Consider the following 23,535-nt stretch of genomic DNA (forward strand, 5'->3'; position numbering starts at 1 on the left):
CGCCGCGGGCCGGTGCGTGCGGTGCGGCGCGCGCGGCGGGGGGTTGCGGTTGGGCGCCAATCCGCAACATTTCTCTGCTTCTGCGTGCGGTTTCCCACCAATCGGCGATGCCTCAGGGCACCTGCAGGACGTCGGTGTGGGTGAAGTCGTCTCCCTTGAACAGCAGGGGCGCTCCACTTGTGGCCGCGAGGGCGTAGGCGAGGCAGTCCCCGAAGTTCAGGCGAGCCGGCGATCCGGACCCCTTGCCGTAGCGCAGGAACGCCATCCGGGCTGCGCGAGCGTGTGCGGACGTGACCGGCTCGATCTGCAGGCCGAGCAGCTCGACGATCTCGTCGAGTCGTTCGCCACCCCCGACCCGGGCCCCGTCGGCCACCATGGCTGCCTCCAGCCAGTTGGCCGCGCTGATGCGGGCGTCGGATGCGGCGATGAGCCGGGCGAACGAACCCGCCTCGGCCTCCCTGCGCAGGATCGCGATGAGCGCCGAGGAATCGACGACGATCGCGGCGCGGCGACGCGGCTCGCGGGGGTTCACGCCCGCAGGCTGGGTCTTCACGCCGGCAGGCCGGTGGTGTCGTCGTAGAGGTCGTGCTCGTCGCGGATGCCCCCGCTGCGCTCGGGCAGCTGCTGCCACTCGAGAGTGATGGCGTCGACGAGGTCGAGGCGGTGCTGGAGCTGCACGGCGGCGGGGTCGTCGCCGAGGTCGGCGAGCAGGCGCACCAGCGCCTCCTCGATGACGCTGGTCTGGCTCTTGCCGGTGATCCGAGCGGCCTCTCGTGCGAGCGCGTGCACCCGCTCGTTCTTGATGTTGAGACTCACCGGCGCCGCACCTCCACGTTTCTACCTTTCCACCGTTCTCCTCTTCTACCAGAGTACCCCCCTAGGCTGGGCGTCGTGACCGCCGATCCCCACGCCTGGCTCATCGGACTCGAGGGCGTGCCGTCGGGCTTCGCCGGCGCGCGCGACGGCATCGACGTCCTGCTGCGCGATCGCGGCCTGCGCCGCACGAGCCCCGAGCTCACGGCCGAGTCGCTGCTGCGTGGGGCGCACGCGAGCGCCGTCCTCGAGGGGTCGGGGTCCAGCTTGGACGACGTGCGCGCCGACGCCGGCGACGAGATCGCGGTGAGCGCCGTGCGCATCTCCACCGAGTTGCTCGGGCTCCTGCCGGTGCTGCGCCAGCAGCCGCTGCAGGCCTTCGCGCGCCTGCACACCCTCGCCGCGCGCGGCATCCTGCCCGACGAGATGCTCGGCCGCCCCCGCGACGGCGAGGCCGCCTCGAAGCTGCGCGGCATCGCCGAGCTGGTCACGGCGCCGTCGAAGGCGCCCGCCCTCGCGGTGGCGGCCGTCGTCCACGCCGAGCTCATCAGTGCGGCGCCCTTCGGCTCGCACAACGGTCTGGTGGCGCGTGCCACCGAGCGCCTGCTGCTCGCGGTCAAGGGCGTGGACGAGAAGTCGCTCGTCGTTCCCGAGGCGGCGCACCTGGCGCTGCGCCCGCAGTACGAGTCCAACCTGCGCGGATGGGCCGAGGGTGGCCCGGCCGGGATGCACGCGTGGCTGCTCTACGCCACCGAGGCCTACGCGGCCGCGGCGGATGCCAGCCCGCTGGTGCGACCGTAGGTCGCAGCCGCTGAGCGCTACCAGCGGGAAAAATGCTGGTGGCACCCGGGCGGAGAAGGTGCTGTCCCGGGTGCCACCGCTGACACGCGACCGTCGGTTACCAGGCGTGCATCGTCAACTGCTGCTCCGGACCTCTGCCGGATGTTCAGCGCCCTGGTGAGAAGGGTGGATCGCCGCGTGGGTACCGCGGCCGCGTGTTGTCTGGAGTTGTGACGCCGCTCACTTCATGTCCCTTTGTACGCCTCCGGCGGGCCACCTACAAGACTTGTTCTCGGCCGCTGCGACCGCGAGGCTTGGGGGTTGGGTCGCCTTCCGGCAGCCGGGCCCCGGCCGGGCCCCAGAAGGCGGTCGCTGCCGACGGGGATCAGGCCGAGAGGGAGCGGCGGCGCGTGCCGATCCACAGGGCGCCGGCAGCCACCACGCCGCCCACCGCGAGCGCGGCCAGCGTCGGCTTCGGTGGCGGCAGGTGCAGGCGCGAGCCGAGCGCCACCGGCCGCACGAACTGCAGCACCGGCCACTCGCGAGCCACGGCGACCTTGCGCAGGTCCTTGTCGGGGTTCACCGCGAACGGGTGCCCCACGGCCTCGAGCATCGGCACGTCGGTGACCGAGTCGGAGTAGGCGAAGCACTCGTCGAGGTCGTAGCCGCGCTCCTGCGCCAGCGCGCGGATCGCGGCGGCCTTCTCCTCGGCGTAGGCGTAGTACTCGATCTCGCCGGTGTAGCGGCCCTCCTCGACGGCGAGGCGGGTGGCCACGACGCGGTCGGCGCCGAGCATGGCGCCGATCGGCTCGACCACCTCGCTGCCGGAGGTCGACACGATCACGACCTCGCGACCGGCGGCGTGGTGCTCGTCGATCAGGCGCACGGCCTCGTCGTAGACGAGCGGGTCGACCACGTTGTGCAGCGTGTCGGCGACGATCTCGCGCACCGTCGCGACGTCCCAGCCCGCGCACATCTGCGACATGAACTGGCGCATCTTCTCGACCTGGTCATGGTCAGCGCCGCCGACCATGAACACGAACTGGGCGTACGCGGAGCGGAGCACGGCACGACGCGAGATGAGGCCCCCGGCCTGGAAGGGACGGCTGAACGCCAGGACGCTCGACTTGGCGATGATCGTCTTGTCGAGGTCGAAGAACGCCGCCGTGGGCGCTGCACCCGCAGGGGCCATGGCGCCATCGTAGGTCCCATCCGCACCACCCGGGCGCGATCGCCGTGCACAGGCGGGCGGTGGGCGGGCGTCGTCCACAGGGGGCGGGGTGGACGACGCGCAGCAGCGGCGCTCTGCGGCACAAAGGACCCATGGACTCCCAGCCCGCTCGCGCCGCCCGGTCCGCCCCGGCCGCGCCGCCCCTCGTCATCACCGCGGACGACGACCTGCTCGCCGCCCTGCTGCCTCTGGCGGCAGCCGCCGACGTCACGCCCACCGTGGCCCGCGACCCGATCTCGGCACTCGTGTCGTGGGGGCGCGCCCCGGTGGTGCTGGTGGGTGCCGATCTCGCCGCACGGTTGGCCGACGTCGTCCCCGAGGCGCGCTCGCGGGTGGTGATCGTCAGTCCAGGTCTCGCGGCGCACGAGCTTTTCCGCACCGCGCTGCGGCTCGGCGCCGAGCAGGTCGTCGAGCTCGCGGCGGCCTCGGGGTGGCTCGTCGAGATGCTGGCCGACGTCACCGAGCACCTCAGCGGCCGCGGTCGCGTGATCGGGGTGATCGGCGGCAGCGGCGGGGCCGGCGCCACCACGCTCGCCTGCGCGCTCGGCCAGTGGGCGGCCCGCTCGGGGCCGGCCGCGATCATCGACTGCGACCCGCAGGGTCCGGGGCTCGACCGGATGCTCGGGCTCGAGCGCCGTCAGGGCTTCCGGTGGGACGCCCTGTGCCAGACCACCGGGCGCCTGTCCGCGCGGGCGCTGCGCGAGGCGCTGCCGCAGGCCGGAGACCTGGGCGTGCTGTCGTGGTACGTCGACGGCCGCCCGCAGACGCTGCAGGCGTTCGCCGTGCGCGAGGTGCTCTCGGCCGCGCGTCGCGGCCACCGCACGGTCGTCGTCGACCTGCCGCGCTGGCCCGACCCGCTCGTCGACGAGATCGCCTCGCGCTGCGACGAGCTCGTGGTGGCCACGGTGGCCAGCGTCGTCGGGGTGGCCGGCGCCGCACGGCTGCGGGCGCGCTTCGCCGAGCACGCCGGCGCGGGCGTCGTCCTGCGGGGCGAGGCGCTCACCGCCGCGGAGGTGCAGCGCGCGGTCGGCCTGCCGGTGCTCGCGCAGATGCGCGACCAGCGCGGGCTCGCCGAGGCGGTCGACCTGGGTCTCGGCCCGCTGCGCTCCGAGCGCGGCCCGCTGGCCGCTGCGGTGGCGAAGGTTCTCGGACCGGCTCCGGGCGCCTCGGTCGCGGCGTCGGTCCCGGCCGCCCACGCCTCCGGAGCGGTGGCGTGATCGGCACCGATCCCGACCTCGCGATCCTGCCCCTCGTCGAGCAGGTGCGAGCCCGACTCACCGCGAGCCCGGGCGACCTCACCCCGCACCGCGTGGCCGAGGCGCTCCGCTCGGCAGGCCGGCCGGTCGGCGACACCACGGTGCTCGCGGTCTACGAGGCGCTGCGGCGCGACGTCCTCGGTGCGGGTGCGCTCGAGCCGCTCCTGCGCACCCCGGGGGTCACCGACGTGCTCGTCAACGGCCCCGGCCCGGTACGCATCGACCGCGGAGCCGGGCCCGAGGTCACCGAGGTCGTCCTCACCAGCGAGGACGCCGTGCGCCGCCTGGCGCAGCGCCTCGTCGCGGCGGGCGGTCGCCGCCTGGACGACGCCAGCCCCTGTGCCGACGTCCGCCTGCCCGACGGCACCCGCTGTCACGCCGTCCTCGCCCCGCTGGCGCGGCCGGGCACGGCGATCTCGCTGCGCGTGCCGCGCGCCCAAGGCTTCACCCTCGACGAGCTGTCCGCCGCCGGCGGCCTCACCCCCGAGGTGGAGCGGGTGCTGCGGGCGGTGGTCGCCGCCCGCCTGGCCTTCCTCGTCAGCGGCGGCACCGGCACGGGCAAGACCACCCTGCTCTCCGCCCTGCTGCAGTGCGTGCCCGCCGAGGAGCGCATCGTCGTCGTCGAGGACGCCGCCGAGCTGCGTCCGCCCCACCCGCAGCTGGTGTCCCTCGAGGCGCGGCCGGCCAACCTGGAGGGCGCGGGCGCGGTGGGGCTGCGCGACCTCGTGCGCCAGGCGCTGCGCATGCGCCCCGACCGGGTGATCGTCGGCGAGGTGCGTGATGGGGCGGTCGTCGACCTGCTCGCTGCCATGAACACCGGTCACGAGGGTGGCGCCGGCACGCTGCACGCCAACTCCGCCGCCGACGTCCCCGCCCGCATCGAGGCCCTGGCGATGGCGGCGGGTCTGGGGCGCGCGGCGGCCCACAGCCAGCTGGCCTCGGCGGTCGACGTCGTCGTCCACCTGGTGCGCGAGCGCCGCAGCGCGCGGCGACGAGTGGCGCACCTGGCCGTGCTGCAGCGCGATGCCGACGGCTGGGTGCGCACGGTGCCCGCGCTCGACGTCACCGCCGGGGGAGAGTCGGTCAAGGGGCCCGCCTGGCCGGTGCTCGAGCGGTCGCTCGCGGTCGCGGGGGCATGAGTGATCCTCGATCAGGCAGGTCCGTGGGCCGTCATCGCCGCAGCGGCGTGGGCGGCGGTCGTGCTGCTCGGTGCTCCGCGGCCGCGGCTCAGGTCGTCCACGTCCTTCGGCTCGTCGGCGCCGCCCGACCGTCGGCGCCTCGTCCTCGGAGCGGTGGGTAGTGCTGTGCTCGTCGCGGTGGTGGCCGGGCCCCGGGCGGCGGTGCTGGTGGCGCTGGCAGCCGCGGCCGTGAGGGTCGGCCTCGACCAGGCTCGCCGCCGACGGCGCGATCGCGCGGCCGAGGCGCACGGGAGCCGGGTCATCGACCTCTGTGAGGGGGTAGGAGCCGAGCTGAGCGCGGGCCAGACGGCGATCGCCGCCCTCGAGCGCGCCGCCGGCGACTGGCCGCTCGTCGCTCCGGCCGCCAGGGCCGCCGCCTCCGGCGGCGACACGGTGGGCGAGCTGCGCCGGCTCGCCCGTGAGCCGGGCGCGGGCGCGCTGCGGGTGGTCGCCGCCGCCTGGCAGGTCTCGGCCCGCACCGGGCACGGCCTCGCCGACACCCTCGCGCGGGTGGCCGACGACCTGCGCGCCGCCGAGCAGACCCGTCGCATCGTCGGCGGCGAGCTCGCCTCCGCGCGCGCCACCGCCCGTCTGCTCGCCGTGCTGCCTCTACTGGCCATGGCGATGGGTGCGGGAGCCGGCGCGAGCCCGTGGGCCTTCCTGCTCGGTCAGCCGATCGGGCTGGCGTGCCTCGCCGGGGGCGGTGCGCTCACAGCGGCGGGTCTGGCGTGGATCGACGCGCTCGCTCGGGGCATCGAGGCCGGCGCGTGAGCCTGCTCGCCGCGCTCCTTCTGGGGGCCGCGATGCTGCTCTCCGGTCCCGCCCCGCGCCCACTCGGCAGTGCCGGGCGCGGCGCTCCGGATCACGGCTCGGCGGAGGAGATCGAGGCCGGACTGCTGCGGCGATGGCGGTGGGCGTGGGCGGTGCTGGCGGGGGTGGGCGCGGGCCTCGTCCTCGGCGGCGCGCTGGCCCTCCCGGTCGGAGTGGCGGTGGCCGCCCTCGTGGCGCGGGCCGCCGGTCGTCTGGAGCCCGCCGGCGTGCGAGCGCAGCGCGAGGCCGCGCGGCGCGACCTGCCGTCGCTGGTCACGCTGCTCGCCGCCGCGCTGCGCGCGGGCGCCTCCCCACTGGAGGCCGTGGAGCTGGTGTGCCGGGCGCTCCCCGGCCCCGCCACCCGACGCCTCGACTCGCTCGCCCTGCGCCTGCGCCTGGGCGCCGACCCTGCCGTGGTGTGGGCCGAGCTCGCCCAGGACGACGCCCTGGCCCCCCTGGGGCGCACCCTCGCTCGCGCGCACCGCAGCGGCGCGCCCGTGGTCACCGCCATCGAACGACTGGGGATCGACCTCGCCCGCCGCGCCCGGGCGGAGGTCGAGGATCGCGCCCGCACCGTCGGGGTGCGCGCGGCCGTGCCGCTGGGCGTCTGCCTGCTCCCCGCGTTCGTCCTGCTCGGCATCGTGCCGCTCGCGGTGTCGCTCGCCGCCGGGCTCGCCCTCTAGGGCGTCCGCGATCAGCAGCCGGCCTGCTGTCGGGCGGCCTGCGCCAGGTCGTCGGCCGGATCACCGGCGTCGATGCCTCCGCACGCGGTCAGGCCGTCCACCAGGGGCGAGTACGCCGTGTAGTCGCCGACCTGCGACCAGCTCGGCGTCGCGGCGCACGACGACTCCTCCACCGTGGCGGTCACCAGCGTCGTCCAGCGGTACGGGACGTAGGTGCGGCCCGCGTCGTCGGGGTTGGTGATCGTCACCGTGCGCTGCTTCGGCTCGTCGGCCAGCGTCGAGCCGACCGGTGCGATGGACACCTTCGCCGCCCGCTCGGCCTGAGCCTGCAGTGCGGCCGCCACGCGCGGGGATGAGGTCCCCTCGATGGTGGCGCCCACGGTGGTGACGTCGGCGTCGGTGCCCCCGCCGAGCAGCACCTGACCGTCGGCACCGCCGCCACCGGTCACTGTGCGGGTGGCGATCTGGGCCACGGCGCCACGGGCGTCCACCTGCGCCAGGCGATAGCGCGCCGACCCGTTCGCGCACCGGACATCGCTCGGGTCGGCGGCGACGGACGGCGAGGACGTGGGAGTCGCGGCTGCCGTGGAGTCGCTTCTCGGCTCCTCCGAGGACGTCGAGCAGCCCGCCGCGGCCAGCATCAGCAGGCCGAGCACTGCGAGCGTCGATCGCGTCGATGTGATCACGAGTGTCCTTCCCGACGAGTCTGCCGAGGTGAGGCTCCCACAGGTCGCGTCGCTGAGCCTGCGCCACGGCCGGGCGCTGTGGTGGCTCGGGGCCCTGTGGACCGCCGAGCGCCGTCCACAGCCAGCCCGATCGTCGACCGGCTCCGACGTCCGTTCGGCGTTGAATCCTCCCCACCTCGACCGCATCGGGTGGTCGAACCAGCCAGGAGGATCCCGTGACCCACGCCAGCCCTGCCCGACGCCTCGCCCGCCTTCGCGCCCGCCTCTCGACCGACCTCGCGCTCCGTCCCTCGAGCCGCCGGCTGGCCGTCGACGAGCGCGGGGTCACCACGGCCGAGTACGCGGTGGCCACCGCGGCCGGTGCGGGCTTCGCCGGCCTGCTCTACAAGCTGCTGAGCGGTGGCTTCGGCGACAAGCTGATCAAGACGCTGTTCGACCACGTGCTCGGCCTGCTGGGCCTGCGATGACCGCCCGGTCGCGACGGCGCCCCGCCCCGCGCGGCGCCGTCACGGCCGAGCTGGCGCTGGGGCTCCCGCTGCTGCTCGCGGTCACCGCGGCCCTGGTGTGGCTGCTGGCCGTCGGCGTCGCCCAGGTGCGCACGGTCGACGCCGCCCGCGAGGTGGCTCGGGCGGTCGCCCGGGGCGACGCCGAGTCCACCGCCCTGAGCGCCGGACGACGGGTGGCCCCGGCCGGCGTCGTCCTCACCGTGAACCGTGCCGACGGTCGCGTCAGCGTCACCGCCCGCGGTCGCATGGAAGGCCCGGGCGGGCTGCTGTCGTTCGCCGGAGTCACCCTGCAGGCGGAGGCGGTCGCCGTCCTCGAGGAGACCGGGCAGACCGCCGGGCCGGGGGCAGGCCCCGGGGCGAGGGTTGCGCCGTGACGACGAGTGCTCGGCCCGCAGGGCAGCGCGGGGCGGCGACCCTGCTCGTCGTCGCGCTCTGCGGCGTGCTGATGGCGGTGGGCGCCGCCACGGCCGCGGTGGGGGCGCTGGTCGTCGACCACCGCCGCACGCAGGCGGCCGCCGACCTCGCAGCGCTCGCCGCAGCGGGTGCGCTGACCGGGGTATCAGCAGTGGGGGCCACCGGGGAGCCGTGCGCCGTGGCAGGCAGGATCGCCACCGCCAACGGCGCGGAGGTGATCGCCTGCGACCTGCAGGGAGACACCGCCACGATCACAGTCGCGCGCGACGGCCCGAGGTGGCTCGGTCAGGCGCCTCGCCTGCGCGCCACGGCGCGCGCTGGTCCGGCTCCGGGGGTCTGAGGTGCAGCCGGTGGGCGGAGGGGTGTCCGTCTCAGCGGTCGTCGAGCTGCTCGCGGCCGGAGTAGTCATCGCCGCGGCGCTCGGCCTCCGCGCGGTCGAGCTTCTCGCTGAGCTCGGAGAGGCGCTTCTGCTCCTTGCGGCGCTTCCATCCGCGCTTGGCACCGGACTTCATCAGCCACAGGCCGAGCACCACGAGGAGGGTCGAGATCACGGCGATGACGAAGAGCGTCGAGGCATTCATGTCGATGCCGAGGTAGGTCACGTGCTCGGGATTGTTGTTCTTCGCGCTGACCGCGTCGGAGCCGAAGATGCCGGACACGATGCCGAGGGCACCGACGACGAGGAGCACGAGGCCGAGGATCACCATGGAGCGAACGCTACTGGGTGCCACCCGGACCGAGGGGCGGATCGCACCGGCTCGCGAGACGGCTCAGTCGCCCCGGGGAGCCTCGGCCAGCAGGAGGTCGAGCAGCACGAGGGCGCCAGGCTTGTCGAGCGGGTCGTTGCCGTTGCCGCACTTGGGCGACTGCACGCACGAGGGGCACCCGGTGGCGCACTCGCAGGCCGCGATCGCGTCGCGGGTGGCGCGCAGCCAGGTGGCGGCGGTGCGGTAGCCGCGCTCGGCGAAGCCGGCCCCGCCGGGGTGGCCGTCGTGCACGAAGACCGTGAGCACGCCCGTGTCGGGGTGGCGGGCGGTGGACACGCCGCCGATGTCCCAGCGGTCGCAGGTGGCGAAGAGGGGGAGCAGGCCGATCGAGCAGTGCTCGGCCGCATGGGCGGCGCCGGGCAGGTCGGCCACACCGAGCACGTCGGCGGCCTCGAGCAGCGTGGCGTCGGGCACCTGCCACCACACGGCGGTGGTGGCCAGGGTGCGGGGCGGCAGGTCGAGCGGGGTCTCGTCGATGACCTCGCCCGTGCGGGTGCGCCGGCGCAGGTACGACACGACCTGGCTGGTGACCTCCACCTCGCCCACCGATACCCGGCACGGGCCCCACATCGTGTGCTCGCGCTCGGCGGTGATGGTGATGTCGGTGGTCTCGCGGGCCGACGTCGTCCACTCGACCTCGTCGCGGCGCAGGGTGGCGACGTGCTGGTCGAGGTCGAGGTCGGTGACCACGAACGTCTCGCCGCGGTGCAGGTAGACGGCCCCCGTGTGGGCGGTGCCGTGGGCGCGGGCGCCGTCGACGGTGCCGACGACCCGGCCGGTGGCCTCCTCGACCAGCTGCACGGTGCGGCCGCCGCTGGAGCGGATGTCGGCGAGGTCGGCGGCGCGGGCGCGATCGGTCCAGAACCACCCGGCGGGACGACGGCGCAGCAGCCCCTGCGCCACGAGGTCGGCGAGCACCTCGCGGGTGCGCGGCCCGAAGAGGGGCAGGTCGGCCGTGGTGAGCGGACGCTCCTGCGCTGCCGCGCACAGGTGCGGGCCCAGCACGTAGGGGTTGTCGGTGTCGAACACCGTGCCCTCGACCGGCCGGCCGAGCAGCGCCTCGGGGTGGTGCACGAGGTAGGTGTCGAGCGGGTCGTCGCGCGCCACGAGCAGGCCCAGCGCCCCACCGCCGTCGCGCCCCGCCCGGCCCACCTGCTGCCAGAAGGCCGCGCGGGTGCCCGGATAGCCGGTCACGATCACGGCGTCGAGACCGCTGACGTCGATGCCGAGCTCGAGGGCGTTGGTGGCGGCCATGCCGAGCAGGCCTCCGCTGCGCAGCGAGCGCTCGAGCTCGCGTCGCTCCTCGGGCAGGTAGCCGCCGCGGTAGGAGTCGACGCGCCCCACGAGGGAGGGGTCGACCTCGGCGAGCAGCTCGTCGGCGCGGCGAGCGACCGTCTCGACCCCGCGTCGCGAGCGCACGAACGCCAGCGTGCGCACGTCGCTGAGCACGAGATCGGTGAGCAGGTCGGCCGTCTCAGCCGTGGCCGGACGACGCACCGGCGCGCCGTTCTCGCCGGTGCCGGTGGTGAGCGGCGGCTCCCACAGTCCGAGCACGACCTCGCCGCGCGGGGAGCCGTCGTGGGTCACCGCGGTGACCTCGGCGCCCACGAGCCGCCGGGCGGTGACCTCCGGCTCGGCCACGGTGGCCGACGCCAGGATCACGACGGGCTCGGAGCCGGCCGCCGCGCACACGCGTCGCAGCCGGCGCAGGATCTGGGCGACGTGCGCGCCGAAGACGCCGCGGTAGTGGTGGCACTCGTCGACCACGACGTAGCGGAGGGTGCGCCAGAACGGCGTCCACCGCTCGTGGCCGGGCAGCAGCGAGCGGTGCAGCATGTCGGGGTTGGTGAGCACGTACTCGGCGTGGTCGCGCGTCCACTCGCGCTCCTCGGGCGAGGAGTCGCCGTCGTGGGTGGCCACACGGACGTCGACCCCGAGCTCGCGGATCGAGGCCCACTGGTCGTGGGCCAGCGCCTTGGTGGGGGCGATGTACAGCACGCTCGCCCCCCGCTGGCCCCGCGGGCCGCGGCCCTCGCGGATCGCGGTGAGCGCGGGCATCAGGTAGGCCAGCGACTTGCCGGACGCCGTGCCGGTGGCCAGCACCACGTGCTCGCCCGCCCGCGCCGCCTCGGCGGCCGCCACCTGGTGCGACCACGGCCGCTGCACGCCGCGCGCGGCGTAGGCGGTGACCACGGCGTCGTCCACCCAGCCGGGCCAGGGCGCCTCCTCGGCCGCCCGCGCGGGGACGACGGCGCGGTGGGTGAGCCTGTCGTCGCGGCCGGGGGCGGCGACGAGCCGGGCGAGCGCGGCCGCCGGGTCGCGACCCCGTCCCGAGTCCGCGCGAACCGGCCCCGCGGTCACGGGGCCGCGCGTAGGCTCTTCGGGCACGGCGCTCACGCGTCCGATCATCGCAAGAGGGTCCGACACGTGCGCGCGCCGCACCGGGGCGCCCACCGACGGGTGCTCGCTGTGCGGCCGCTCGGCGCGCGTGGTTTGATGGTCGTACTTCTGCTAGGTGAAGAATGTCCGGGGGATGGTCGTGAATCTGACACTGTCGACGCGCGAGGTCGGTGGGCGCACCGTCGTTGCCGTGGGTGGCGAGATCGACGTCTACACCGCGCCCAAGCTCCGCGACACCATCACCGAGCTGGTCGCCGCCGGCACCTACCAGCTGATCATCGACATGCAGGACGTCGAGTTCCTCGACTCCACCGGCCTCGGCGTCCTCGTCGGCGGCCTGAAGAAGGTCCGCGCCCACGACGGCTCGCTCGAGCTGGTGTGCAACGCCGACCGTCTGCTCAAGATCTTCAAGATCACCGGCCTCGCCAAGGTCTTCGTCATCCACGACACCCCCGAGGCCGCGCTCGCCTGAGCAGCACCTCCGCGGTGGCGCGCGCTCACCCCGGCCCTAGGTTGGACCCGTGCTGCCCATCGCCCTCGCCGCGCCCCTGCGCGACGCCCTGATCGCCGCCGACTTCACCTTCGACGCCGTCAGCGACCTGCTCGGCCCGCAAGCGCTCGCGGCCCTGGCCCGCAACGAGACCACGCCGGGCCTGCGGCGCACCGCCCAGCGCGACGTCGCCGGCACGCCGCTGGCCACCCTCACCCGCCTCTTTCTGCTGCAGGCCCCCACCTCCCTCGAGGACGCCGAACGCGCGCTGCCCGGCCTCGTCGACCGCCTCGCGGTGGCCGGTGTGCTCAGCCAGGGCGTCGGTGAGGTCGCCGCCCGTCTCGACGTGCGCCCCTACGGCACCGACGCGACCGCCGGTGACGCCGAGGGCGACCTGTGGGTGGTCAGCGACCTGACGCCCGGCCTCGACGGCGCCGCCACCCGGGTGACCGGCGACTACGTGCTGGGGATCAGCCCGGCGTCCTCGAGCCTGGCGCAGCTGACGCTGCGCCACGACGTCGAGAGCTCCCTCGACCTCGGCACGGGCTGCGGCGTGCAGGCCCTGCACCTGGCCGGGCACAGCGACCGCGTGGTGGCCACCGACGTCAACGCCCGCGCGCTGTCGATCGCCCGCTTCAACGCCGCGCTCAACGACGTCGACGACCTCGTGGAGGTGCGCGACGGCTCGTTCTTCGCGGCCGTGGCGGGTGAGCGCTTCGACCTCATCGCCACCAACCCGCCGTTCGTGATCAGCCCCGCCACCGGTGAGCGGCTGGTCTACCGCGACTCCGGGCTGCCGGGCGACCAGGTCGTGGAGCACATCGTGCGCACGGCCCCCGACCACCTCACCGACGGCGGCTGGTGCCAGGTGCTGGCCAACTGGGTGATCGAGGCCGACCGCCCGTGGGACGACCGGATCGCGAGCTGGCTTCCCGACGAGTGCGACGCGTTCGTGGTCCAGCGTGAGGTGCTCGACCCCGCTTCCTACGTGGAGCTGTGGCTGAAGGACTCCGGCCACCACCCCGCCACCGGCGGCGACCCGCGCGCCTACGCCGGCCGCTACGACACCTGGCTGTCGTGGCTGGAGGAGCAGGGCGTGGGCGGCATCGGGTTCGGCTGGATCAACCTGCGCCGGCGCGCGGGGGCGGCGTCGTCCACGCTGCGGCGCGACCTCGTGGAGTGGCCCTACGACGTGGAGCAGCCGATCGCGCCCGCCATCGGCGCCTGGGCCACCGATGTCGCGGCCTCCGCCGCGCTCACCCCCGACACCCGCCTGGTGCTGCGCGAGGACGTGCTGCAGGAGACCAGCGGCGCCGTGGGGGCCGAGGATCCGGCCGCGATCGTGCTGCGCCAGCAGCGCGGGTTCCGCCGGGCCCGCCAGGTCGACACGGTGGTGGCGGCCGTCGCTGGCGCCTGCGACGGCGAGCTGCCCGTCGGCCCCCTCCTGGACGCCGTGGGCCAGCTGCTCGAGCGCGACCCCGCCAGCCTGCGCGAGGTGTACCTGCCCGAGGTCGCCGATCTCGTCGCCGAGGGCTTCCTGCACCCCGCTCCCTGAGCACCTCCTGAGGGTTGCGCCCCGGGCCGTGACCGGTGTCGGCGCAACCGGCACACTGGGCGCGTGAGCGCACCCGGCTGGTACCCCGACCCCGCAGGAGCCCCCGACACCCTGCGCTACTGGGACGGTTCGTCCTGGGCCGAGACGACGATGCCGGCGCCGCCGCGCTCGCCCTTCGCCCCGCCCGCACCGGGCACGGACGCGTCCGCCCAGGGCAGCGACGAGCAGGACGACGCCCTCGACCCCGACCTCACCCAGCCGATCGGTGCGGTCCGCGACGCCTTCGCCAAGCCCGACGCCGACCGCGAGCGCTCGCTGGAGGACGAGGACGAGGACGGGGCCGAGGACGAGGCCGAGGCCGAGGCCGAGGCCCCCACCGCGCCGACGCCCACCGCCCCGCTCCCGCCGCTCACGCCGCCGGGCGGCGCGGTCGGCCAGCCGTCGCCCTGGGCGCCGGGGGCAGCGTCGTCCACGCCCCCGCCGCCGTACCAGCCCTACGGCACCCCGCCGCCGCCGTACGGTGCCCTCGGATCAACCCCGAGCGCTCCCGGCCCCTTCGGCCCGAGCCCCTTCGGCCCTAGCCCGTTCGGCGACCCCGCCCAGGGCACCGGCCCCGGCAAGGGCCGCCGTCGCACCAGCGCACTCGTCATCGCTGGGGCCGTGGTCGGGCTGGTCGCGCTCGTCGGCGCGGGCCTGGTCGGTCTGGGCGCCCTGGTGGCCGACGACGCCGAGGTGCAGGGCGCCACGGCCAGCTCGGCCCCTGCCGAGGGCACGCTGCCCGACGGCAGCGCCCCCGACGACGGCGAGAGCGGCAGCGGTCCCGCGATCCCCGGCCTCCCCGACGACCCCGCATGCGTGGCGGGGATCCTCCCCGGCGGCGGAGGCGGATCCGGCCTCGGCGCCTCGGCCCGCCGCGCACCGACGAGCTACAGCGCCGGCGGCATCACCATGCCGGCCGTGCCGGGCTACGCCGATGCGCCCCAGTTCGCGCAGGGCCTGCCGTTCGCCACGGACGCGAAGGTGCAGTCGCGCGAGGTCGTGCCCGACAAGTGGGTCTCGCAGTACTCCGTGGGCGCGCTCTCCCGCGACGCCTTCGACGACCCCCAGGAGGCCACCGAGACCGTGCTCCAGTGCCTGATCGACCTCGGGTCGTTCGGCACGGTGGAGGACCGCTCCGACCTCGGCACCGAGCCGATCACCGTCGACGGCGCCGACGGCTGGCGCCTGACGTCCGAGATCACCACCTCCGACGACGTCGGCGTGGACGGCGACGTGGTCACCGTGGTCGTCATCGACGGCGAGGACGACGAGAACCTCGGCCTCTTCCTCGCCACCGTGCCCATCGGGGACGACGAGCTCGCCGCGCGCGTCGACCCCACCGTCCAGGCCCTCACCGCCGACCCGGCGCCCTGACGCCGGGGCGGCCCCGGCGGGCCCACCGTGGACGCCGCGGCGCGGTGCGCTGGACAGCACGCGCTACCGTGAGCGCCGAGCGCGCCCGACAGCTCGACGCCGACCCCCCGGCCGCTGCGGCGCACGAGAGCCGTCGTCCGGCGGCCCCCACGTATCTCGAACGAGTAGCGGAGAAGGTCCGAAGTGGCACACAAGTTGGTGATCGTCGAGTCACCGGCGAAGGCCCGCACCATCGGCGGGTACCTGGGCGCCGGGTATGTCGTCGAGTCGTCGATCGGTCACATCCGCGACCTCCCGAACAACGCGGCCGACACCCCGGCGAAGATCAAGGACAAGCCGTGGGGGCGGCTGGCGATCGACGTCGACAACGGCTTCCAGCCCTACTACGTGGTGCCGCGCGACAAGAAGTCGCACATCTCCAAGCTCAAGCAGCTGCTGAAGGACGCCGACGAGCTCTTCCTCGCCACCGATGAGGACCGCGAGGGCGAGGCCATCGCGTGGCACCTGCTCGACGAGCTGAAGCCCAAGGGCATCCCGGTGCGCCGCATGGTGTTCAAGGAGATCACCAAGGCAGCCATCCAGGACGCCGCCGCCCACCCGCGCGAGCTCGACATGGACCTCGTCGAGGCCCAGGAGACCCGCCGCCTGCTCGACCGCCTCTACGGCTACGAGGTCTCGCCGGTGCTGTGGCGCAAGGTGATGTCGGGCCTCTCGGCCGGTCGCGTGCAGTCGGTGGCCACCCGCCTGGTGGTCGACCGCGAGAAGGAGCGCATGGCGTTCCGCGTGGCCTCCTACTGGGACCTCGAGGGCACCTTCGACGCCGGCGCGAAGTCCGAGCAGCGCATGTTCCCCGCCAAGCTGCACTCCGTCGACGGCACGCGGGTGGCCACCGGCGCCAGCTTCGGCCCCGACGGACTCATCAAGGGCAAGGCGGACGTCGTCCACCTCGACCGCACGCGGGCCGAGGCGCTCGCCGCGGCGCTGGGCGACACCCGCTTCGAGGTCCGCTCGGTCGAGTCCAAGCCCTACCGCCGCTCGCCGTACGCGCCCTTCCGCACGACCACGCTGCAGCAGGAGGCGAGCCGCAAGCTCGGCATGAGCTCGAGCGTCACCATGTCGGTGGCGCAGCGGCTCTACGAGAACGGCTACATCACCTACATGCGTACCGACTCGACCACGCTGTCGAGCAACGCGATCGGTGCGGCCCGGGCCCAGGTGCGCGAGCTCTACGGCGCCGAGTACCTGCCCGACAGCCCGCGCACCTACGCCAGCAAGGTGAAGAACGCGCAGGAGGCGCACGAGGCGATCCGCCCCGCCGGCGACTCCTTCCGCACCCCCGCGCAGACCGGTCTGACCGGCGACCAGTTCCGCCTCTACGAGCTCATCTGGATGCGCACGGTCGCCTCGCAGATGAAGGACGCCGTGGGCAACTCGGTCACGATCCGCCTCGGCGGCGAGGCCGGCACCGGCGAGGACGTCGTGTTCTCCGCCTCCGGTCGCGTCATCACCTTCCACGGGTTCCTCAAGGCCTACGTCGAGGGCACCGACGACACCGCCGCCGCCAAGGACGACCAGGAGACGCGCCTGCCGAACCTGGTCGAGGGCGACGCCGTGACGGCCGCCTCGATCAACGCCAACGGCCACGAGACCAAGCCGCCGGCGCGCTACACCGAGGCCACGCTGATCAAGGAGCTCGAGGAGCGCCAGATCGGCCGCCCGTCGACCTACGCCTCGATCATCGGCACGATCCTCAACCGCGGCTACGTCTACAAGAAGGGCACCGCCCTGGTGCCGGCGTGGATCGCCTTCTCGGTGGTGCGCCTGCTCGAGGAGCACTTCGAGCGCCTCATCGACTACGAGTTCACCGCCTCCATGGAGGAGGTGCTCGACGACATCGCCCGCGGTGAGAAGAGCCGCGTCACCGAGCTCAGTGAGTTCTACTTCGGCACCGACGACCGCGCCGGCCTGCAGCCGCTCGTCACCGGCCTCGGCGACATCGACGCCCGCGAGCTCGCCACCTTCCCGATCGGGCCCGAGGACGCCGGCATCCACCTTCGCGTGGGCAAGTACGGCCCCTACCTCGAAGGCCCCGGGGACGACGGCACGCCGCTCGCCGTCCGCGCGAACGTGCCCGACGACCTGCCGCCCGACGAGCTCACCCTCGACAAGGCCAAGGAGCTGCTCGCCAATCCCGCCGGCGAGGAGGTCGTGCTCGGCGTGCACCCCGACACCGGCCTGCAGGTGGTGGGCAAGAACGGCCGCTTCGGTCCCTACGTCACCGAGCTGCTGCCCGAGGACGCGCCCAAGTCGGCCAAGCCGCGCACGGGCTCGCTGTTCAAGTCGATGTCGCTCGACTCCATCACCCTGGACGACGCCATCAAGCTGCTCTCGCTGCCCCGCCTCGTGGGCACCGACGAGGCCGGCGAGGAGATCACCGCGCAGAACGGCCGCTACGGCCCGTACCTGAAGAAGGGCACCGACTCGCGCTCGCTCACCAGCGAGGACCAGATCTTCACGATCGGTCTCGACGAGGCGCTGAAGATCTACGCCCAGCCCAAGCAGCGCGGTCGCGCGGCTGCCGCCCCGCCGCTCAAGGAGCTCGGCAACGACCCCGTGTCGGGCCAGCCCGTGGTGGTCAAGGCCGGCCGGTTCGGCGAGTACGTCACCGACGGCGAGTACAACGCCACCCTGCGCAAGGACGACTCGGTCGAGTCGATCACCCTCGAGCGCGCCGCCGAGCTGCTCGAGGAGCGTCGCGCCCGCGGCCCGGCGAAGAAGGCCGCCAAGAAGGGTGCGGCGAAGAAGACCGCCGCCAAGAAGACGACGGCCAAGAAGACCGCAGCCAAGAAGACGGCTGCGAAGAAGACGACCGCCAAGAAGACCACGAAGAAGGCGGCGGCGAAGAAGGCCTGAGGCGCCGTCGTGTCAGAAGAATCGACACGTCCGTGAAACGTGTTAAGTTTTCCATTGAAAATTAACACGTTGGCAGGATGTGTTGAAGGAGCTGACACGTGGTCTGGCGTCCCGACGTCCCCTTCAACGAACTGCCAACCCTGCCGCCTGCGGGTGTCGACCTTGAGCCCAGGGCGGTGCTGAAGGCGACCGTCGAGGCACGGGCGGCGTTGGCGACGCTCGCCCAGGCAGCACGCCTCCTGCCGAATCCTCACGTTCTCATCCATGCGGTCACGCTGCTCGAGGCCCAGGCGAGTTCTGAGATCGAGAACATCGTGACGACGGCCGACGAGCTCTTCCGACATGCCGGGACGGATGGTGGCGACCATGCGACCAAGGAGGCGCTCCGCTACCGGAGAGCCTTGTACGCCGGTGCCGACTCGATCCGCCAACGGCCGCTGTCGGCGCTGACTGCGGTGCGGGTGTGTTCGGAACTCCAGGGTCGAGATGTCGAGGTGCGAGCGGTGCCGGGAACCCGGATCGCCAATCCCACGACACGGGAGGTCATCTATGCGCCTCCCGAGGGCGCGGACGTCATTCGCGAGAAGCTGACGGCGTGGGAGCGGTTCGTCCACGCCGAGGACGACGTCGACCCGCTGGTGCGGATGGCAGTCGCTCACTATCAGTTCGAGGCGATCCACCCTTTCCACGACGGTAACGGGCGCACCGGGAGAGTCATCAACATCCTGATGCTAATCGAGGCCGGGCTGCTCGATGAGCCGATCCTGTACCTGTCGCGATCCATCATCGCGCGGAAGAACGACTACTACCGGCTCCTCCGTGCAGTCACCGCCGAGGGCTCGTGGATCGAGTGGATCCTCTACATGCTCGAGGTGGTCCACGAGTCCGCGGAGTCGACCCTTCGCAAGATCGCCTCCATCCGGGCCTGCCACGACGATCTCGCGTCGCGGGCCCGCGAGGCGACGGCGGGAGGGCGCGACGCGCAGTTCATCGATGTGCTGTTCGAGCAGCCCTACTGCCGCATCGGCACAGTGGTCGACCGATGCGGCGTCTCCCGTCAGACGGCGTCGACCTGGCTGAGAGCGCTGGTGGCGGCAGGCGTGCTGAGTGACATCAGGGCGGGGCGCGAGGTCCTCTTCGTCAACCACGAGTTCCTGGACGTGCTCACCCGCCCGGAGTAGGCGTCGTCCACGACCACCCACCCACCCGCGACAACCGTCGGAGGCGTCTCGTAGGTTGCCCCCGTGACCCCCTACCCCGGCCGCTACGCAGCCACCGGCGTCTTCGTCTGCTTCGAGGGCGGTGAGGGCGGCGGCAAGTCCACGCAGTCGCGCCTGCTGCGCGAGCGGCTGGAGGCCGCCGGCTACACGGTGCGGCTCACCCGCGAGCCGGGCGACACCCCCGTGGGCGCCGAGCTGCGGCGGATCGTGCTGAGCCCCGAGACGGGCGAGCTGGCGCACAAGACCGAGGTGCTGCTCTACGCCGCCGACAAGGCCGAGCACGTGGCCACGGTCGTCGAGCCGGCGCTGGCGCGCGGCGAGGTGGTCGTCACCGACCGCTACGTCGACTCCACGCTGGCCTACCAGGGCGCGGGCCGGGCGCTGGCGGCCGAGGAGGTCGAGGAGGTGGCGCGCTGGGCCACCGACGACCTGCGGCCGCACCTCACCGTCGTCCTCGACCTGGAGCCGCAGGAGGGGCTGGGGCGCTTCGAGGAGCGCGACCGCATCGAGGGCGAGTCGCTGGAGTTCCACCAGCGGGTGCGCGCGGCCTTCCTCGAGCTGGCCGCCCGCGACCCCGAGCACTACCTGGTGCTCGACGCCCGCGGGAGCATCGACGACATCGCCGCGCAGGTGGCGGCCCGCGTGGAGCCGCTGCTCGCGAGCGCCCGCCGGCAGACCCGCCCGGAGGAGCCCGCGTGAGCGTGTGGTCCACCCTGGTCGGCCAGCGCCCGGTGATCGAGGCGCTGAGCACGGCCGTGGCGGGCCGCGGCATGACCCACGCGTGGCTGTTCACCGGTCCGCCGGGCTCGGGCCGCTCCAACGCCGCGATCGCCTTCGCCGCCGCGCTGCAGTGCCCCGACGGCGGCGTGGGTGCGGGCTGCCCCGACGACCACGCGTGCCACACCGTGCTCGCCGGCTCGCACGCCGACGTCGCGGTGATCCGCACGCAGAAGCTCTCCATCGGCGTCGACGAGGTGCGCGAGCTGGTGCGCCGCGCGTCGCTGAGCCCGATGGGCGATCGCTACCAGATCCTCATCGTCGAGGACGCCGACCGCCTCACCGAGCAGGCCTGCAACGCGCTGCTCAAGGCCATCGAGGAGCCCAACGGCCGCACGGTCTGGATGCTCTGCGCGCCCACCGTCGAGGACGTCCTGCCCACCATCCGCTCGCGCTGCCGCCTGGTCACCCTCTCCACGCCCACCGCCGACGAGGTCGCCGAATTCCTCGTGGGCAAGGGCGCCGAGCCGCAGCTGGCCGGCTACGCCGCACGCGCCAGCCAGGGCCACATCGGCCGGGCGCGGGCCCTGGCCTTCGACGAGGCGGTGCGCACCCGTCGTCAGGACGTCGTGTCGATCCCCGCCCGGCTCACCTCCCTGGGGCGCTGCATGGACGCCGCCACCCGGCTGGCCACCACCGCCAAGGAGGAGGCCGACGCCATCACCGCCGAGCTCGACGCGCGCGAGAAGGTCGACCTCGACGCCTCCTACGGCGTCGTGGAGCGCGGGCGTCGTCCACGCGAGTACGGCCCGGCGCTGGCGGCGCTTGAGAAGGCGCAGCGCACGCGGGCCAAGCGGCGCCACCTCGACGTCGTCGACCGCGGGCTCACCGACCTGATGTCGGTCTACCGCGACGCGATCGCGCTGGCCACGGGCGCGCAGGGGGCGCTGGTCAACGAGGAGATCCGCGCCGACGTTGAGCACCTCGTCGCGACCTCCAGCCCCGAGCTCAACCTGCGCCGCATCGGGTGGATCTTCGCCGCGCGCGAGCAGATGCTGGAGTTCAACGTCCCGGTGGCCTTGGCACTGGAGTCGATGATGGTGGCACTCAAGGTGCCGCAGGGTCGTTGAGCAGCACGAGATTCGCCCGAGGCAGGGCGGCCCGGCGGTGCTGGGCGACGGAGCCGGATCAGGCAGCGCGGGAGGGCGAGGGATGAACAAGAGGGTCGTCACAGCGATCGTGGCCGTGCTGGCGATCGCGCTGCTGGGCGGGGCGGCGCTGGGCGTCGTCCTCGTGATGGAGGACGACGGGGCCGCGCCCGCCGACGGCCCCACCGCGCGCCCGAGCAGCACGCTGACCGGCGACCCCACCTCGCTCGACCGGTTCTACGGGCAGAAGATCCAGTGGGCGCCGTGCGGCGGCAACGAGTGCGGCACGATCGAGGTGCCGATCGACTACCAGAAGCCGGCCGAGGGCACGCTCTTCCTCAACCTGCAGCGCACCCGCGCCACCGGCGAGCGGGTGGGCTCGCTCGTGGTCAACCCCGGCGGCCCCGGCGCGCCCGGCACCGACATGATCGAGCAGGCCGACCTCTACTTCGCCGCGCCGCTGCGCAAGGCGTTCGACATCGTGGGCTTCGACCCGCGTGGCACCGGCAAGTCCGACCCGGTCGACTGCATCACCGACACCGAGCTCGACGACCAGACCGCCGCCGATCCCGACCCCGACACCCCCGCCGAGGTCGCGGCCACGGTGACGCTCGGTGAGGACTTCTGGGCCGGCTGCCGGGCCCGCTCGGGTCGCATCGCCAGCCACGTCAGCACGGTCGAGGCCGCGCGCGACATGGACGTGCTGCGCTCGGCGCTGGGCGAGCAGCAGCTCAACTACCTGGGCTTCTCCTACGGCACCAAGCTCGGCGCCACCTACGCCGAGCTCTACCCCGCCAACACCGGGCGGCTCGTGCTCGACGGCGCGGTCGACCCGACGTTGAGCAGCCGGGCGTCGTCCTTGAGCCAGGCGCGGGGCTTCGAGGTGGCGCTGCGCTCCTACGTGCAGAACTGCGTGGGCACCGGCTCGTGCTTCCTCGGCTCCACCGTGGACGCCGGAGTGGCCACGATCAAGAAGCTCATCGACAGCATCGACGCCAAGCCGCTGCCCACCAACGATCCCGGCGACCGCGAGCTCACCGTGGGTCGCGCGTTCTACGGCCTGGTGCTGCCGCTCTACAGCGAGGACAGCTGGAGCTTCCTCGACCAGGGCCTGCAGCAGGCGCTGGACGGCGACGGCTCCACGCTGCTGCAGCTCTCGGACTACTACGGCTCGCGTGAGAACGGCCGCTACACCGACAACAGCCTCGAGGCGATCGCGGTGATCAACTGCCTCGACGACCCGACCTCGATCGAGCCGTCGCAGGTGGCCGCGCAGTACCCCGACTTCGACCGCGCCTCGCCCACCTTCGGCCGCGTCTTCGCCTGGGGGCTCATCGGCTGCCGCGGCATCCCCTTCGCCTCCACCGACCAGCCGAACCTCGTCATCGACGGCGCCGGCGCCGCGCCGATCATGGTGCTCGGCACCACCCGCGACCCGGCCACGCCCTACGAGGAGGCGGTGGCGCTGTCGAAGCAGCTGAAGTCCGGCTTCCTGGTCACCCGCGACGGCGACGGCCACCCCGCCTACAACACGGGCAACGACTGCATCGACAAGGCCGTGCACGAGTTCCTCATCGACGACCAGCAGCCGACAGCGGGGTTGCGGTGCTGACCTCCGGCCTGCGCGGGGGCGCGCTGTGATCGGCGACCGCTGGGGAGTGAGCCCGGCCGAGGTCGCGCGGCACTACGCGTGCGACGACGTCGTCCCCGAGCCGACGATGGCGGCCTGGCGCGGCGTCAGCGTGGCCGTGGCGCCCGAGCGCGTGTGGCCGTGGGTGGTGCAGATGCGCCTGGCGCCCTACTCCTACGACTGGATCGACAACTTCGGACGCCGCTCGCCCCGCGACCTGCGCCACCTCCCCGACCCCGTGCCCGGCGACCCCTTCACCGCCACCGCCGGCCACCCCATCGGCCAGGTGCTCACCGTCGAGCACGGCGTGCACCTGACCGCCCAGGTGCTCGGCGCCACCATGACCTACCACCTCAGCCCCGCGGACGACGGCCCAGCCCGCTCCCGCCTCGTGCTCAAGGTCGTCGCCACCGTGCCCCGCTCGACCGCCGTACCCGTGTGCCTCGGCGACCTCGTGATGGCCCGCAAGCAACTGCTCAACCTCAAGGCGTTGGCCGAGGGACGACGCCGCTGACCTGCTCGGGGCAGCCGACCTGCGGGCCGATTCTGACCTCCGGGCCGGGGCTCGCTATGCTTCCGCGGTCGACGCTCGCGTCGGTGCGCCGCCTTAGCTCAGTCGGTAGAGCGAATCACTCGTAATGATTAGGTCGTCGGTTCGATTCCGACAGGCGGCTCCACTCAAGGTCGTCTGACCTGCAGAAACGCCGAATCCATCGCCGTCCACAGTGGCGATCACGGGCCCGAAACGAGGCCAAGTCCCCACAAAGTCCCCAGAAACGTTGGGACGTGGTGGGTCACGATGGGTCGCGACTCCCTCGACCTGGGTCATGCGCTGCTGTCTGCAGCTCGCCCGGTTTGTCTCGTCGTCTAGTCGCCTGGTCGACATTCCCGCGTGGCTCCAGTTGCCCTGCTCGCGTAACGCACA

At 73.6% G+C, this 23,535-nt stretch carries 23 protein-coding genes and 1 tRNA gene; 18 read left to right on the top strand and 6 right to left on the bottom strand.

The window, feature by feature from the left end:
• Positions 1–112: 112 nt before the first annotated feature.
• Together ACERUN_RS06530 and ACERUN_RS06535 are read right to left on the bottom strand one after the other, a co-directional pair.
• Positions 113–532 carry a type II toxin-antitoxin system VapC family toxin gene (locus tag ACERUN_RS06530; RefSeq protein WP_370289027.1) on the bottom strand — a complete coding sequence of 140 codons (420 nt, stop codon included), beginning with the start codon at positions 530–532 and terminating at the stop codon, positions 113–115.
• A 17-nt stretch (positions 533–549) separates the two neighbouring features.
• Entirely contained in the window at positions 550–816 is a 267-nt protein-coding gene (locus ACERUN_RS06535; RefSeq protein WP_370289028.1) for a type II toxin-antitoxin system VapB family antitoxin, read from the bottom strand.
• A gap of 75 nt (positions 817–891) precedes the next feature.
• Between ACERUN_RS06535 and ACERUN_RS06540 the strand changes: the two genes are divergently transcribed.
• Positions 892–1,614, top strand: coding sequence for an oxidoreductase (locus tag ACERUN_RS06540; RefSeq protein ID WP_370289030.1), 723 nt, complete (start codon positions 892–894; stop codon positions 1,612–1,614).
• 364 nt (positions 1,615–1,978) lie between these two features.
• Here ACERUN_RS06540 and ACERUN_RS06545 read toward each other — a convergent pair whose 3' ends face one another.
• Positions 1,979–2,785, bottom strand: a complete 807-nt coding sequence (locus tag ACERUN_RS06545) for an HAD family hydrolase (RefSeq protein WP_370289031.1) — start codon at positions 2,783–2,785, stop codon at positions 1,979–1,981.
• Between the two features lie 131 nt (positions 2,786–2,916).
• Between ACERUN_RS06545 and ssd the strand changes: the two genes are divergently transcribed.
• Genes ssd through ACERUN_RS06565 form a run of 4 tightly spaced genes read left to right on the top strand, consistent with a single transcriptional unit; the run spans position 2,917 to position 6,751 of the window.
• Positions 2,917–4,041 (top strand): septum site-determining protein Ssd, encoded by a 1,125-nt coding sequence (gene ssd, locus ACERUN_RS06550; protein WP_370289033.1) that lies wholly within the window; start codon positions 2,917–2,919, stop codon positions 4,039–4,041.
• The gene (locus ACERUN_RS06555; RefSeq protein WP_370289035.1) at positions 4,038–5,219 is read left to right on the top strand and encodes a TadA family conjugal transfer-associated ATPase; all 1,182 of its coding nucleotides are present in this window, start codon (positions 4,038–4,040) and stop codon (positions 5,217–5,219) included. Before ssd ends, ACERUN_RS06555 begins: the two co-directional genes overlap by 4 nt.
• Positions 5,220–6,029, top strand: a complete 810-nt coding sequence (locus ACERUN_RS06560; RefSeq protein WP_370289036.1) for a type II secretion system F family protein — start codon at positions 5,220–5,222, stop codon at positions 6,027–6,029. It abuts the gene before it with no gap.
• The gene (locus tag ACERUN_RS06565) at positions 6,026–6,751 is read left to right on the top strand and encodes a type II secretion system F family protein (protein ID WP_370289038.1); all 726 of its coding nucleotides are present in this window, start codon (positions 6,026–6,028) and stop codon (positions 6,749–6,751) included. The genes ACERUN_RS06560 and ACERUN_RS06565 overlap by 4 nt, the downstream gene beginning before the upstream one ends.
• Before the next feature lie 11 nt (positions 6,752–6,762).
• Here ACERUN_RS06565 and ACERUN_RS06570 read toward each other — a convergent pair whose 3' ends face one another.
• Positions 6,763–7,437: a hypothetical protein gene (locus ACERUN_RS06570; protein ID WP_370289039.1), complete on the bottom strand. Its 675-nt coding sequence runs from the start codon at positions 7,435–7,437 to the stop codon at positions 6,763–6,765.
• A gap of 215 nt (positions 7,438–7,652) precedes the next feature.
• Here ACERUN_RS06570 and ACERUN_RS06575 point away from each other — a divergent pair, with 215 nt between their 5' ends.
• Genes ACERUN_RS06575 through ACERUN_RS06585 form a run of 3 tightly spaced genes read left to right on the top strand, consistent with a single transcriptional unit; the run spans position 7,653 to position 8,697 of the window.
• Positions 7,653–7,904 carry a DUF4244 domain-containing protein gene (locus ACERUN_RS06575; RefSeq protein WP_370289040.1) on the top strand — a complete coding sequence of 84 codons (252 nt, stop codon included), beginning with the start codon at positions 7,653–7,655 and terminating at the stop codon, positions 7,902–7,904.
• Positions 7,901–8,317: a TadE family type IV pilus minor pilin gene (locus tag ACERUN_RS06580; protein WP_370289041.1), complete on the top strand. Its 417-nt coding sequence runs from the start codon at positions 7,901–7,903 to the stop codon at positions 8,315–8,317. The genes ACERUN_RS06575 and ACERUN_RS06580 overlap by 4 nt, the downstream gene beginning before the upstream one ends.
• Complete coding sequence (locus tag ACERUN_RS06585; RefSeq protein WP_370289042.1) at positions 8,314–8,697, top strand: Rv3654c family TadE-like protein; 384 nt, start codon at positions 8,314–8,316, stop codon at positions 8,695–8,697. Before ACERUN_RS06580 ends, ACERUN_RS06585 begins: the two co-directional genes overlap by 4 nt.
• A gap of 31 nt (positions 8,698–8,728) precedes the next feature.
• Here ACERUN_RS06585 and ACERUN_RS06590 read toward each other — a convergent pair whose 3' ends face one another.
• Both ACERUN_RS06590 and ACERUN_RS06595 read right to left on the bottom strand, forming a co-directional pair.
• Positions 8,729–9,064: a hypothetical protein gene (locus tag ACERUN_RS06590; protein ID WP_370289043.1), complete on the bottom strand. Its 336-nt coding sequence runs from the start codon at positions 9,062–9,064 to the stop codon at positions 8,729–8,731.
• A 63-nt stretch (positions 9,065–9,127) separates the two neighbouring features.
• Entirely contained in the window at positions 9,128–11,521 is a 2,394-nt protein-coding gene (locus ACERUN_RS06595; RefSeq protein WP_370289044.1) for a DEAD/DEAH box helicase, read from the bottom strand.
• 142 nt (positions 11,522–11,663) lie between these two features.
• Between ACERUN_RS06595 and ACERUN_RS06600 the strand changes: the two genes are divergently transcribed.
• The 10 genes from ACERUN_RS06600 (at position 11,664) to ACERUN_RS06645 (ending at position 23,287) form a co-directional block, all read left to right on the top strand.
• Entirely contained in the window at positions 11,664–11,996 is a 333-nt protein-coding gene (locus tag ACERUN_RS06600; RefSeq protein ID WP_370289045.1) for an STAS domain-containing protein, read from the top strand.
• A 49-nt stretch (positions 11,997–12,045) separates the two neighbouring features.
• Positions 12,046–13,569, top strand: a complete 1,524-nt coding sequence (locus tag ACERUN_RS06605; RefSeq protein WP_370289046.1) for a methyltransferase — start codon at positions 12,046–12,048, stop codon at positions 13,567–13,569.
• Between the two features lie 63 nt (positions 13,570–13,632).
• On the top strand, positions 13,633–14,982 hold the full coding sequence (locus tag ACERUN_RS06610) for a DUF2510 domain-containing protein (RefSeq protein ID WP_370289047.1): 1,350 nt from the start codon (positions 13,633–13,635) through the stop codon (positions 14,980–14,982).
• Positions 14,983–15,165: 183 nt separating this feature from the next.
• On the top strand, positions 15,166–17,895 hold the full coding sequence (gene topA, locus ACERUN_RS06615; protein ID WP_370289048.1) for a type I DNA topoisomerase: 2,730 nt from the start codon (positions 15,166–15,168) through the stop codon (positions 17,893–17,895).
• Between the two features lie 98 nt (positions 17,896–17,993).
• Positions 17,994–19,076, top strand: a complete 1,083-nt coding sequence (locus tag ACERUN_RS06620; RefSeq protein WP_370289049.1) for a Fic family protein — start codon at positions 17,994–17,996, stop codon at positions 19,074–19,076.
• A gap of 63 nt (positions 19,077–19,139) precedes the next feature.
• Entirely contained in the window at positions 19,140–19,814 is a 675-nt protein-coding gene (gene tmk / locus ACERUN_RS06625; protein WP_370289050.1) for a dTMP kinase, read from the top strand.
• Complete coding sequence (locus ACERUN_RS06630; RefSeq protein WP_370289051.1) at positions 19,811–20,962, top strand: DNA polymerase III subunit delta'; 1,152 nt, start codon at positions 19,811–19,813, stop codon at positions 20,960–20,962. The genes tmk and ACERUN_RS06630 overlap by 4 nt, the downstream gene beginning before the upstream one ends.
• An 82-nt stretch (positions 20,963–21,044) precedes the next feature.
• Positions 21,045–22,592: an alpha/beta hydrolase gene (locus ACERUN_RS06635; protein WP_370289052.1), complete on the top strand. Its 1,548-nt coding sequence runs from the start codon at positions 21,045–21,047 to the stop codon at positions 22,590–22,592.
• Positions 22,593–22,617: 25 nt separating this feature from the next.
• Positions 22,618–23,124: a hypothetical protein gene (locus ACERUN_RS06640; protein WP_370289053.1), complete on the top strand. Its 507-nt coding sequence runs from the start codon at positions 22,618–22,620 to the stop codon at positions 23,122–23,124.
• Positions 23,125–23,211: 87 nt separating this feature from the next.
• Positions 23,212–23,287, top strand: a tRNA-Thr gene (locus ACERUN_RS06645).
• The last annotated feature ends 248 nt before the right edge of the window (positions 23,288–23,535 follow it).

Source organism: Nocardioides sp. (genome assembly GCF_964229035.1).
In the GTDB taxonomy this organism is placed as follows: domain Bacteria; phylum Actinomycetota; class Actinomycetes; order Propionibacteriales; family Nocardioidaceae; genus Nocardioides.

What these genes read in the sequence shown, in the direction of transcription:
- ACERUN_RS06635 (WP_370289052.1), top strand. Translation starts at nt 21,045, where the DNA reads ATGAACAAGAGGGTCGTCACAGCGATCGTGGCCGTGCTGGCGATCGCG.
- ACERUN_RS06545 (WP_370289031.1), bottom strand. Translation starts at nt 2,785, where the DNA reads ATGGCCCCTGCGGGTGCAGCGCCCACGGCGGCGTTCTTCGACCTCGAC.
- ssd (WP_370289033.1), top strand. Translation starts at nt 2,917, where the DNA reads ATGGACTCCCAGCCCGCTCGCGCCGCCCGGTCCGCCCCGGCCGCGCCG.
- ACERUN_RS06590 (WP_370289043.1), bottom strand. Translation starts at nt 9,064, where the DNA reads ATGGTGATCCTCGGCCTCGTGCTCCTCGTCGTCGGTGCCCTCGGCATC.
- ACERUN_RS06580 (WP_370289041.1), top strand. Translation starts at nt 7,901, where the DNA reads ATGACCGCCCGGTCGCGACGGCGCCCCGCCCCGCGCGGCGCCGTCACG.